General features: G+C 35.5%; 13 protein-coding genes. 4 read left to right on the plus strand and 9 right to left on the minus strand.

All coding sequences use genetic code 11. The features are described 5' to 3' along the window. Position 1: 1 nt before the first annotated feature. From BST92_RS11125 to BST92_RS11140, 4 genes are all read left to right on the plus strand, one after another. Entirely contained in the window at positions 2 to 763 is a 762-nt protein-coding gene (locus BST92_RS11125) for a LytR/AlgR family response regulator transcription factor (RefSeq protein WP_105071517.1), read from the plus strand. Between the two features lie 171 nt (positions 764 to 934). Next, on the plus strand, positions 935 to 1,618 hold the full coding sequence (locus BST92_RS11130; RefSeq protein WP_105071518.1) for a DUF4331 family protein: 684 nt from the start codon (positions 935 to 937) through the stop codon (positions 1,616 to 1,618). A gap of 26 nt (positions 1,619 to 1,644) precedes the next feature. Further along, positions 1,645 to 2,229 carry a DUF4331 family protein gene (locus BST92_RS11135; protein WP_105071519.1) on the plus strand — a complete coding sequence of 195 codons (585 nt, stop codon included), beginning with the start codon at positions 1,645 to 1,647 and terminating at the stop codon, positions 2,227 to 2,229. A gap of 72 nt (positions 2,230 to 2,301) precedes the next feature. Continuing rightward, positions 2,302 to 3,591, plus strand: a complete 1,290-nt coding sequence (locus BST92_RS11140) for a tetratricopeptide repeat protein (RefSeq protein WP_105071520.1) — start codon at positions 2,302 to 2,304, stop codon at positions 3,589 to 3,591. A gap of 381 nt (positions 3,592 to 3,972) precedes the next feature. Here the strand turns inward: BST92_RS11140 and BST92_RS11145 are convergent, their stop codons facing one another. The 9 genes from BST92_RS11145 to BST92_RS11185 form a co-directional block, all read right to left on the minus strand. Next, positions 3,973 to 4,443 (minus strand): hypothetical protein, encoded by a 471-nt coding sequence (locus BST92_RS11145; protein WP_105071521.1) that lies wholly within the window; start codon positions 4,441 to 4,443, stop codon positions 3,973 to 3,975. A 117-nt stretch (positions 4,444 to 4,560) separates the two neighbouring features. Beyond that, complete coding sequence (locus tag BST92_RS11150; protein WP_105071522.1) at positions 4,561 to 5,349, minus strand: anti-sigma factor; 789 nt, start codon at positions 5,347 to 5,349, stop codon at positions 4,561 to 4,563. Next, positions 5,346 to 5,885 carry an RNA polymerase sigma factor gene (locus BST92_RS11155; RefSeq protein WP_105071523.1) on the minus strand — a complete coding sequence of 180 codons (540 nt, stop codon included), beginning with the start codon at positions 5,883 to 5,885 and terminating at the stop codon, positions 5,346 to 5,348. Before BST92_RS11155 ends, BST92_RS11150 begins: the two co-directional genes overlap by 4 nt. Positions 5,886 to 5,964: 79 nt before the next feature. Further along, complete coding sequence (locus BST92_RS11160; protein WP_211292484.1) at positions 5,965 to 6,594, minus strand: superoxide dismutase family protein; 630 nt, start codon at positions 6,592 to 6,594, stop codon at positions 5,965 to 5,967. Positions 6,595 to 6,641: 47 nt separating this feature from the next. Next, a complete protein-coding gene (locus BST92_RS11165; protein WP_105071524.1) occupies positions 6,642 to 7,130 on the minus strand; it encodes a YdeI/OmpD-associated family protein in 489 nt (162 codons plus the stop codon). Further along, on the minus strand, positions 7,130 to 8,344 hold the full coding sequence (locus BST92_RS11170) for a bifunctional alpha/beta hydrolase/OsmC family protein (protein ID WP_105071525.1): 1,215 nt from the start codon (positions 8,342 to 8,344) through the stop codon (positions 7,130 to 7,132). Before BST92_RS11170 ends, BST92_RS11165 begins: the two co-directional genes overlap by 1 nt. Before the next feature lie 10 nt (positions 8,345 to 8,354). Beyond that, on the minus strand, positions 8,355 to 11,480 hold the full coding sequence (locus BST92_RS11175; RefSeq protein WP_105071526.1) for a WD40/YVTN/BNR-like repeat-containing protein: 3,126 nt from the start codon (positions 11,478 to 11,480) through the stop codon (positions 8,355 to 8,357). A gap of 102 nt (positions 11,481 to 11,582) precedes the next feature. Further along, entirely contained in the window at positions 11,583 to 12,152 is a 570-nt protein-coding gene (locus BST92_RS11180) for a hypothetical protein (RefSeq protein WP_105071527.1), read from the minus strand. Between the two features lie 60 nt (positions 12,153 to 12,212). Further along, entirely contained in the window at positions 12,213 to 12,869 is a 657-nt protein-coding gene (locus tag BST92_RS11185) for a hypothetical protein (protein WP_146105151.1), read from the minus strand. Positions 12,870 to 12,871 lie beyond the last annotated feature (2 nt).

A 12,871-nucleotide genomic window follows, 5' to 3' on the forward strand; every position in this document is an offset into this window, starting at 1 on the left:
TATGAAAGCTATAATCATAGAAGATGAAAAACCATCTGCAAGAAGATTAAGTCGCATGCTAGATGATATAGGTGTAAAGCCAGAGATCATGCTACATTCTGTGCACGAGTCTGTAGAGTACTTACTTAATCATTCAGCGCCAGACCTGATTTTCCTAGACATACAATTAAGTGATGGATTATCATTTGAGATTTTTGACCAGGTAGACATCAACAGTGCTATTATATTTACCACAGCATATGATGAATATGCACTGCAGGCCTTTAAACTTAATAGTATAGATTACCTGTTAAAACCCATTGACGAGGATGAGTTAAAAGCAGCAGTAGAGCGTTTTGAATTACGCTTCCGCGAAAGCGAGAAAAAACAGCTCATTGATTTTAATGAAATTGCAAAGATGTTAGGTAATCCAGTAGATCGTGTTTATAAAAAAAGATATACGGCCAAGGTAGGTGAGCATCTCAAGTTATTTAATACAGATGAGGTACAGCTTTTTTATTCTGAAAATAAAGGAAGTTATCTTAACCTAGAGAACGGTCGCAATTATCTTATTGATGATAAACTAGAATCAATTGAGAAAGAACTCGATCCTTCACAATTTTTTCGCATATCGAGACAGGCCATAATAAATGTAAACGCCATAGATGATATGATTTCTTATACAAACTCACGTCTTAAAATAAAAATCAACTCTTTTAAAGAAATGGAATTAATAGTCAGTAGGGAACGAGTAAAGGATTTTAAAAACTGGTTGGAAAAATAAAAGAATAATTAAACGCTCTGATAAAAAGCGACTTACTGAAAAGTGAGTCGCTTTTTTCATTATATCAAAGTTAACTCAAAGGCATTAAGAGAGTTTTAACAATAGAAGTAAAACTGCATCTAGCATTCTTGCGTAGGTAAGGTATATAACAATTAATAAAACCCAATTAACATGAAAAAAATTGCCCTTTGGTCTAGCCTTGCACTCGCAGTATGTGTAGGAGCGTTTATCGCAGCAGATCACTTAGATGCGCCAGCTGTGGCTAATACGACAGCAGACATCGCAGATTTTTACGCCTTTGAAGGTGCAGACTCTAATTCAACAACATTTGTTGTGACCTTACCTGCCGCAAGCGCATCAACTCAATTTGATGAAAACGTTCTTATTGAAATCAATATTGATAATACTGGTGTTGATGCAGGAACAACTGGTGTGACAGAAGACCTAGTCATACAAGCATTACGTCAAGGTGATAAGATGTACTTCTTTGGTCCATATGCACCATCAACAACTGGTCTTAACAGTACAATAGATACTAATGAGCTTGCTGCTAGTGTAGATATAGGTTCTATGACGACTGTAGGTGGCGTTAATTATTTTGCTGGATTAAGGCAAGATGCATTCTTCTTTGATTTTGAAGCCTTTAATAATGTGATCAGTATGGCACCGGCTACAGGTTTTGGTACTACTGGTAACAACACGTTTGCACCATTAAATGTTAACGCGATAGTTATTGAAGTGCCTAATAGTATGTTAGGAACAGCTCCTACTCACATAGTAGATCAATTACTGGCACCTAATGGACCAGGCCTACCAGTTGCTTACAACGTATGGGTAGAAACTAAAAGAAGATAAAAACTAACAATTTAAAATTTACAAAAATGAAAATATTCAAATATTTAATAGCTCTTACTGCTGTTGCTGCAATTACAGTTTCATGTGGTGATGATGATGATATCGTAGGAGGCAATCCAGCAACTACAGATTTTTCAGGAACATTTATACAACAAGATCAAATGGGTCGTCCAGGTATAAATACCGTTTTTACACCTACAGAGGCTGATGAGAATATGTTTAACGTTACCATTCCTGCTAATGGAATTGCTATGTTTCAACCTACTTTTCAATCCCGTATAGAAGCATATTATAATGCATATGGAGCAACCTATGAGAACAACATACTAGGATTAGACTTGCCTACTTTAACTACGGCACTAGCTTTAGATGTACTTCAAGTTTCTCCAGATGCACCTACATCATATTTCAGTGCAGCTGGTGTACCGTTAACAGGTCGTGCCATAGAAGATGACGTGATAGACGTGTCGTTAATTTTACTTTTTGGTGGTAACACAGGAGCAAGATTTGATGGTAATAACGGTACTCCTAATCTTGTTTCAGATAACGTAGCGCAAGAAGCTGGAACCTCTTCAACAACTTTCCCATACTTAACTGCCGCGCAGTTCTAGATCAGTTATAATTTATAACTAGGCTTCTCTAAAGCCTAGTTATATTTTTTTAAGCCACCATAACCCCAAATAATGAAAAATCTCATCACCTTTTTAATTTTATTGTTTCTAGTTTCTTGTGCCACGGCACCTGAACAAAACCAAACAGTAATTACAGACATTAACGACATAGAGTCCTATCTTAATATAGATAGAAACACACTAGTAAAAGACTTAAAGTCGCAAACAGAACCATTACAGCTAGACATAGAAAAAGACTCAACACGTATTATTCAAATGTCACGATTAGCTGGATTAAATAATCAATTATATGATATTACAGGAGATATAGATTATTTAGAACAAGCAGTACGCTTGCGCGAAAAAGTGCTACAAAGAACAGCTATAAAGCCAGAAAGTGCCCGTAGATCACTAGCTCAAATGTATATTAAACAACACCGTTTTAAAGAAGCTGATAGTTTAATGAATACCATAGAGGCTAATGAAAAGCAAGATCAACTTGTGAAATTTGATATAGCCATGGAACTAGGAGATTATACAAAGGCAGAAAGCCTATTGAGCTCTATTAAAAATTTAAATGATTACAATTATTTGATAAGAGCTGCAAAATGGAATGATTATAAAGGCAATCTAGATGATACCATAAGACTGATGGAAAAGGCCATGGAACTAGCAGAAGAAAGTGGTTCAGAAAATTTAATGTTATGGAGTTATTCTAACATCGCAGACTATTATGGACACCATGGAGATCTCACACTATCTTATAAATATTATTTAAAAACGCTACAGTTAGATCCACAAAATGATTATGCTTTAAAAGGAATATCCTGGATAGCATATTCCAATGATAATGACATTAAACTGGCATCACAAATAATTAATACGTTACAATCTAGACATGATATACCAGACTATAAACTCATTTTAGCAGAATTTGCAGAATATCAAAATAATGAGAGTCAGGCACAGAGATTACGAGATGAATTTTTAAAAGAAACAAATCAGCCTGCTTACAGAGCAATGTATAATACTTATCGCATTGAAAACTTACTTGCAGGTAATGAAAATCAACAAAAAGCTGGTCTAGAACTAGCTATTGAAGAGGTTGGAAACCGGGCTACACCAGAGACTTATGATCTATTAGGTTATGCATATCTAGTCAATAAAATGCCGGTAATTGCTTTGGAAAATCATAAGCGTTTTGTTCAAAATAAAACATTTGAACCGGTAGCTCAACTACATCTGGCTCAAATTTTGAAAGAAAATAAATTGGGTGAAGTTGCCCAACCTATTAAGAATGAATTACTAGAGACTAGGTATGAATTAGGTCCAGTCACTTATAAAGAAGTGCAACAGATTTAATAAAGAATTGATGTTACCAAGTAGATAATATTTGTTAAGTAAGTAAGTAAGTAAGTAAGTAAGTAAGTAAGATGAATCACTTTCCTTTCAAATTGTAAACTCTAGAAAGATGCATGAGTATTTCTAGACGGCTTTGGGGAAAGTCTTTTTGGTTGGTTAGTTGGGATTCCCGATTTGCATTTGCAGGTCGGGTTTCTGTTTTATAAAGATTTATATGAAAATATGTCTTCCATATTTAGGTGTTATTATCATAACCTCTTTTGTATTTCTATTTTGCAGATTAATGTTAATGTTGGATTTATAGAATATTTCGTTTTCTTTTTTATAATTGATTTGTTCTTGATTTTCACATTTTTCAAATTCTTTAGTAGTAATTAGTTTTCAAGTAGATAGGTTATAATCTACGGTTAACCAATATTCACAAAGTTTAAAATAGTTGCTAGTATACCCTATAAGTTCAAATTGATTGTTTTGAAATCTATACCTGTCAGTGTACGACCATTTCCAGCTACTACCACCAGAAAAGTATATCAATAATGTGTCATGATCTATTTTAATTCCGTCAAATGGGTCACTCATCATAATATCTTTCTGATATTTTAAAATTGCTTTATCTGATGAATGCCACACGGTCCACTTTCCATCCATATATCTATAAATTTGGATTAGTCTTATATTTCCTGATTCTGATTTTTCAATAGTTTCTAGTACCGAAACCTTTTCTTCGATTCCATCAGCATTCAAATCTCCGTATGCTTCAGCAATAATTTTATATTTATTTGAGATAGTGTCCTGTTGACTAGTAAGATGAACGCTTAAATAGATAATTATAAGAACGATAAAGCTTTTCATTATCAAAGGGTTGATATAAGTTACTACATTGGTTTATTGAATTATATTATAAAAATAGGACAAAAAAAATCCAGCTCTTTAATAAGAACTGGATTCTAAATATATCTAATAATAGGATTATCCTTTATCAATAACACCTAGTGTGTAGAGCCTTTCTAGAGTAGGTGCAATGGCACCACCAGCTTCTTCAAGTGTAATTCCAAATGCTTGCGTGTCATAATCGTTATCTATTCTTAGTAGCTCATTGTAAGCGTCTTTTTCTGTAGGTAGAGTACCTAGACTAGTAGGTGTTAATGGATCTAGAGTTAAAGACCATAATTGATACACCATATTTTCTGGTACCTCTGGTAAACCTTTAGTGTCTATATAAGTAACGTTCTTTTCATTATTATAAAATGCTACTGCATTACTGGATTCAAAACCAGCTTGACCTGCTAGATTTACTTTAACCGTTTTTGGATCTGATAAAACTTGTAAGGTGGAAACATATTGAGAATTGATACTTTCCATTTCTATATTCTCAGTTTCTAGAAATTCCTTTTGTTGCTCAATTTGCACTATTTCTTCATTTGCCTCATTATTTGCATTATAGAAATAACCAGAAGCAATTAGTAATAAACCAGCTGCAGCCCATCCTATATAAGGACTCCATGAGCTAGGTGATTTTAGTACCTTGTTTTTAGCACCTATAATAGCCTCTAGCTTAGCATAGGTCTCATCGTTATGATCTGGTGCAAGTCCTGCAGCCAGTCGTTGATATGCATTTTCTATACTTATAATTTCTTCTAGCACCTCAGGATGCTGTTTTGAAATTTGTGCAATTTCTTGAGCTCTATTTGCCGGTAAAGCACCGCACACATATAGTTCAAGATCACCACTTTCTATTAATTCTTTTGTGTCTATCATTCTCCCATTACATTACGTAATTCATTTACACATTTTCTGTGCCTAGTTTTGAGAGTGCCTTCTGGAATATTTAATTCTGTAGCGCCATCTTTAAAAGTAAAGCCTTTAAAGAAAATCAAGTCTATAATTTTAATACAAGTAGGTTTTAATTTATTTACCCATTTCATTATACCTAGACTGTCCGTTTGCACTTCCATTTCGTCAGTAGCATCCTCTGGAATATGTACGAAATAATCGCGACTTAGGTTTTTAAGATTATTCTTATGTGCTTTAGACCTTAGATGATCTATAGCAGCATTACGCGATATATTCAAAGCCCAAGTAAAAAAACGTCCTTGCTTAACATCATATGAAGATGAATTGTTCCATATTTTCATAAAAACGTCTTGCAAGACTTCTTCAGCGACGGCATCATCTTTAACTACCGCAAATATAATTCCACGCAATGCCTCATTATATCGTTCATAAACGCGAGAAAAAGCCATTTCGCTTCCTTCTTGCATTTTTAGTATTAGTAAATCGGGTTGATTACTCATAGGGAAGATTTGTAAAGTTCAAGATGCAAAAAATCCGCGAGTTTCCACGCGGATTTTTTGTTAATTATTTTGAACCGGTTTATTCTATCACACCACACGCCACTCTTGCACCAGCAGCTCCACTAGGTTGTGATTCAAAATCGTCTGCAGCAGCATGAACAATGAATGCTTTACCTAATACGTTACGAGTATCATCATCACAGCCTATACACCACTTATCAGTATTAAATGTTAATGTAGCACCACCTTCTTCATTTGCTACTAGATTTCCTATATCACCCATGTGGTGATCGTGATCGCCCCATTTACCATGGTCTTCTGTTGTAGGATTCCAGTGTCCACCAGCGCTTTTTCCATCATCACTAGTACAATCTCCATTTTCATGTATGTGAATAGCGTGTTCACCAGCAGTCAGACCTGTTAATGAAACGACCATATTTACCTCTTTTTCGCCTTGAGTTAAAATAATTTTACCGGATACATCGCTACCGCTTTTTGATCCCATAGAGATGATCAATTCTTTACCTACCATTAAAGTATCTCCATGGTCATCACCGTCATGTGCATGACCACCGTCATCATCACCGCCATCATCATCATAGGACATGTCATCAGTGATATCGTTAATTTGTTCTTTAGTAGATTCTTTACAAGAGTTCAATCCTGTTATTAATCCTAGTGCCATTATGGCTAGTGTTATTTTTTTCATGGTTGTATAATTTTGATTTAAAAATAAGCATCTCTACCTGATTTACATCATAAGAGTTTCTCAAATTTTATAGGCTCATGGTTACCTATCTTTAAGTTTTCCATTATGTTTAAGGCTATGTCAACACGTTTTTGAGAATCATTTACACGATATACCATAAAAATAATATTACGTTGTTTACCTGGTAATAGTGATTCAAAAATTTCAAAAGCTTCATAATCACTTAAAAGAACTGCTTCCAGTTCTTCTGTCATGGGAGCTTGATATTTACTAGTGTCTTCATGCATTTCAATACTTAACGAGTCTCCAGCCGTTACACCTAAAGTTTTTTGATTAGCTTTTGAAAACATCATGTAGATGACACCATGCTTTTTAGCAATACCTGCATATAGTGTAATCTCTTTATCATGAGCTTTTACAGTGGCAACCACTCGTTTGATTTTGTTTACAGCTAATTGTGTCGCAATATCTTCTGGTATTAAAATAGCGCCTGTGTAACCATTATTACCTATGGAGGTCTTAAAAGTATAGCTCATTAACGTACTAATTTAGTCACTACCTGTGTCTCGCTATGTAAAGTTTTGTGAACCGGACATTTATCTGCTATTTGAAGAACTCGTTGTAGTTGTTTCTCATCCAGGTCTCCTGTAATTTTGATCTCTCTGGTAAAGGTGTCTATTTTTGCGCTTGATTCTTCACAATTCTCACAATCTATGGCATGTTGTTTATCATAATCCACATGACATTCTACATTATCTATTATCCATTTTTTGCGTCTAGCGTACATTTGAATAGTCATAACCGTGCAGGCTGCTAATCCACTGGAAAGTAGTTCATATGGTGTAGGCCCAAAGTCATTACCACCTATACTGGTAGGTTCATCTGCTGTAAAATAATGTCTGCCAGCACGCATTTGAGTAGTGAACAAGCTATCATTATCTAGACTAGCGACCACATTATGCTTTGATGCTAAAGCAATATCTTCTTCCACATCAATATATCTTGAAGACCATCCTGCAATGACCTCACCTACATATTTAGAATCTTTTTTATCCATCAATAAATGGTCTGCACCATTTAAACTAACAAAGCTTTTGGGATGAAGAGCAGCGTGGTATAATTTTTCTGCATGTTGAATGCCAACAGTATCGTCCTGCGGTGAATGCATAATCAAAATAGGCTTGCGCAGGTCTTTCAGTGTTTGTGTTACCTTTTGTTCATTGAGATCTTTAAGCAATTGTTCTTTGATCTTAAAAGGTCTACCGCTTAATTGTACTGTTGCTTCTCCATTTTCTATAATGGCCTCTAATTGATCACCAAATAAATGTCGTACATGTTTTGTGTCACTAGGTGCTCCAATTGTAGCAACGGCTTCAATAGAGTCTGCTTGTGCAGATGCGTAGATGACCGCAGCACCACCTAAACTGTGTCCTACCAATAGAGTAGGTGCCTGATAGTGTTCTTTTAAATAATTTATAGCAGCTAGCAAGTCGCCTACATTACCAGAGAAATTAGTGTCTGCAAAATCACCATCACTATCACCTAATCCAGTAAAATCAAATCGTAATACTCCAAAACCTGCCGTAGTTAAAGCTCGAGAAATATTCTTAGTTGCACTAAAGTTTTTGCTGCATGTAAAACAATGCGCAAAAACAGCATAGTTATGTGGATGTTGGTCTGCTGGTAGCTCTAGGCGACCACTAAGTTCATAACCAGCCGTGTTTTTAAAGTTGATTTTCTCAAAGTTCATAACGTTTTATTTAATCCCATAAATCAATTGTAATATCCTTCATTTCTATCACAAAAGGATCCCAGTTTTCAGTCAGCCATTTTTGTGACTCAATAATTCTTTCATTTGCTAATTCTCTAGCTTGATTAAATAATTGTGTTTCTGTAGCAGTTTGTGGACCTTGACGGCTGCTTATGTATTGATTTGCTAATCCTATACGATTCATTACAGTGACTTCAGGATTACGAGTAATTCCCTGACGTTTATCAGGTGTACCAAAATACTTATTCTGCTCAAGTTCAATACCTTTTATAATAGAATCGGTTCTTTTGATTTGATCTTTGTATGCTTTTTTATCCTTATCCTTCATCAACTTAAGGAAGGTTTGGGCTTTCTTTTTATTTACGGCCAGTTGCTCAGTGATTCCAGATACGGTAATCGATAGAGCTTCTAATCTTTTTTGTGCATCATATTTAGACTTCATGTCTGCCATGCTCAGTTCATCAATCCTAGGATCTTCTTTAATAGTAATACTGGTTTCACTTTTAGTATTTCCATATTCTAATACGGCTCTATACGTGCCTGGTAATACACGGACACCACTAGGTTCCCTTTTTGAAGTATTAACTTTTCTTGATGGTCGATCAGCACCTTTTTCTCTCATTCTCCAGCTCCAGGTATGTATACCTTTTTCTTTAGGAACTTTACTAGATAGGGTGCGTATTAATCTTTCATCATCATAGATTTTTAAATAGATAGAGTCGGATTTTATGGTGTCGTTTTTTGTTTTTAAGTCTTTATTAAAATAGTATTTAAATTTTGCTCCACTACCGCGGTTTTCTCCATGGAACATCGCGTCTGCGCCAAATCTACTTCCAGTAGGTTGTTGATATCTAGCAAAGTATGCAGTAGGTGGCTGGTATAGAGCAATAGGTTGTTGAGGTTGCGCTTTCGCGAAAGCAACAAAAGGAGCAAGGTCGTCTAAAACCCAAGCCGCACGACCAAATGTTCCTATCACCAGATCATTCTCGCGCTCTTGAATAGCAAGGTCCTTAACAGAAACGGTAGGGAAACCATTAGTGTATTTTACCCAATCATCGCCAGCGTTAATACTTACGTATAGACCATCATCAGTACCTAAAAACATCAAATTGTTCTCTTCTGGATGTTCAATGATACATAAGGCGTAGCTTTCTACATCATCACTATCTACAATTCTAGTCCAACTTTTACCATAGTTAGTGGTACGATATGCATAGGCCTCAAAGTTGAATCTACGATAATCGTTTGCAACTAGTAGTGCATGACCTTTTTTAGTTTTTGAGGCTTTTATTTGGGTAATCCAGCTGCCTTGTGGTAGACCTTTTAACCCTTTTGAAATATCTTCCCAACTATCACCACCATTTTTTGTGATGTGTACTCGGCCATCGTCTGATCCTGTGTACAGAACATCACGTTCTACAGCACTAGGTTCTATGACTAGTATAGTTGTATGATTCTCTGCTCCAGTAGCATCCATGGTTAATCCACCAGATTCTGATTGTTTTTGCTTCTCAGGATCATTAGTTGTTAAGTCTGGAGAAATCACTTTCCACGTCAGTCCTTTATCTGTAGATTTATGAACAAACTGACTACCGAAGTATAAGGTAGCGCTATCAAACGGATCCATGTTGATGGCAGCATTCCAGTTAAAACGTAATTGTACATCTGGATCTGGATGTGTAGGTCTAACACTATAGTTATTACCGGTTTGCCAGTCATAACGGCTTACATATCCTTGCTGACTCATAGAATAACCGAATCTACTATTATCTGGATCTGGTACAACGTCAAAACCGTCACCAAAGCTGATTTCTTGCCAGTAACTATTTCTGATACCTTGCGCACGCCATGAGTATGCTGGTCCACGCCAGCTACCATTATCTTGCATACCACCATAAACATTATATGGTACTTCATCATCTACATTAATATGATAGAATTGTGCCACAGGTAGATTCCCTATAAATCGCCATGTCTTTCCACGATCACGTGTGATGTTTAAACCTCCATCATTTCCATCGATCATAAATTTACCGTTAGTAGGATGGATGTACCAGGCATGGTGATCGGGATGTACACCATTATCTGCATTATAAGCAGGCATCAGTTGTTTAAAGCTTTTACCACCATCGTTTGAGACATTTATGTATGTGAAAACAGAGTACACACGATTCTCGTTTTGTGAATCCACATATATTTCAGAATAATAGAAAGGTCTATTACCTATATCACTTTTATCATTGATCTTTTTCCACTTAAAACCACCATCTGTAGATTTGTACAATGCATTTTTCTTTGCCTCTACTAGTGCATAAACAACATTAGGCTCGCTAGGAGCAATGGCAACACCTATACGGCCTAGCTCGCCTTTGGGTAATCCATCTTCAGCGGTAATTTTTTTCCAGTTTTCTCCACCATCATGTGTCATATACAATCCCGATCCTTCACCACCAGATTTAAAAAACCATGGATCGCGTTTATGTTCCCACATGGCAGCGATGAGTTTATTAGGATTAGTAGGGTCCATAACAAGATCTGCTGCACCGGACTTGTCGTTTGTGTAAAGAATTTTTTTCCATGTTTTTCCACCATCTGTGGTTTTAAAAACACCACGTTCTGGATGAATTCCCCATGGAGAACCTATGGCTGCGGCATAAACGACATCTGGATTAGTAGGATCAATAATAACTCTATGAATGTTACGGGTTTTTTCAAGTCCCATAGATTTCCATGATTTCCCACCATCGAGTGACTTGTATATACCGTATCCACCGTTCAAAGAGTTACGTGGATTTCCCTCACCAGTTCCTACCCATATTACACTAGGATTAGATTGTTGAATTGCCACGGCACCTATAGACGCAGTAACTTCATCTTCAAAAATAGGTTCCCAGGTCACGCCACCGTTTTGTGAGCTCCACAATCCACCACTAGCCGTACCAGCATAAATAATATCTGGATTATCGTGTACCACATCTATAGACGTCACACGACCAGACATACCGCCGGGACCAATGTTGCGAGGTTCTAGATTTTTAACTAATTCTAAATCAAGTTTTTGAGAAAATGCGAGGCTAGAAATCAAGCAAACGCATAGTATTAGAGTTCTTTTCATGGTAAAAATTATAGAACTCTAAAGATAAGTCATGAAACCGCTTTCGCGAAAGCGTGTTAACAAAGCATTTTGAATATTGAGAAAAGAAGTCAGATAAAACTTTTACTCAGCACTAAAAATATTAAATACACCAATCATAATTCCCCAAGTTAAACCGTTGATTCCTAAAACAAGTGCCAATACGGAAAATAATCGTTGCCAAGATGGAACGGCTTGTTTAATACGTACTTTTAAGTAACTATTATCTGTCTGATGATCTAATAATGCATTTAAAGGAAGTACAAATTGACTTGTCTTTAGCCCTTCATGATTCTTAAGGTCTAAAGTATAACAGCCCGTTTTTTTGATATTAAATTTAAAATATTCTACTCCGTAGACACCTTTTTCTTTAAAAGTCCAATTTGGAAAAGTTGGCTTTAGGGTGATGCTTGCAAAATCACTACTATAAATCATAGCCTTAAAACTCCCATCACTAGAAATATTTTTAGTACCTATAAAGCAAAGAGAAAATAAGCCTGAAGTTTTAAATTCTAGGTTATGCGTATTTGAATCAACGGGAAATTCTACAATTGTTTTACAATTACGAGCTTTAATAAAAAAATGAATTGAACAGTACAGTAAAATAATACTTATAATTCCAATAGCTACGAAAAGAAATTCTAATGGCGCCAAATCAAATTTTAAGAGGTTATTTATGATTTAAAGAATTGGTAGTGGAATAATTGTTGTTAATTAGTAATCATATGTTTCTTTAAGATACTCTCTAGAAATGAGGTCAGCATGATTAATACCTAACTCGTTAGATTCTATTCTCTTCCATATAACAGGAGCATCCTCAAGCAGTCTCATCATATTTCTTCTACCATTCACTAGATTAGTAGAGGCAAGTAATTCTGTTTTATCAGAATCTCTTTTTTTGATGTAATGATCTACAGACGGGAAATCTCCAGGTGCAGCGACGTAAGATAAAATAATGTGTTCACCTTTTTTCTTTACTTTATAAGTTTGAGAAGCTTTATAAATTGTTGCATAGTTGTTAGCACCATAAACCATGTAAAGACCAGCATATTTAGCTTTTTTCTGTCTTTTACTTAAATATACTTTAGTATAATGAAAAGAGTATTCGTTATTTTCTTTAGGGCTATAAACGGTAAGTATTTTGATATCGTTAGCTGTTAATTTTTCTGTTTTACAGCTTTTACATTTCTTAATTTTGACTTTATTGATACCTACCTTATGTGGTACTTGAATTTCGCCACTTAATTTTGTGCCATCTGTCATTATTATTTCTCCTTCCCAATAGGGATTACTATTTATAAATCGTCCTAATTGGGCATGAGATATTGAAAAGGAAAATAATACTATAGATAATAGAAGAAGGTTTTTCATAA

This window comes from Nonlabens arenilitoris (assembly GCF_002954765.1).
Classification (GTDB): domain Bacteria; phylum Bacteroidota; class Bacteroidia; order Flavobacteriales; family Flavobacteriaceae; genus Nonlabens; species Nonlabens arenilitoris.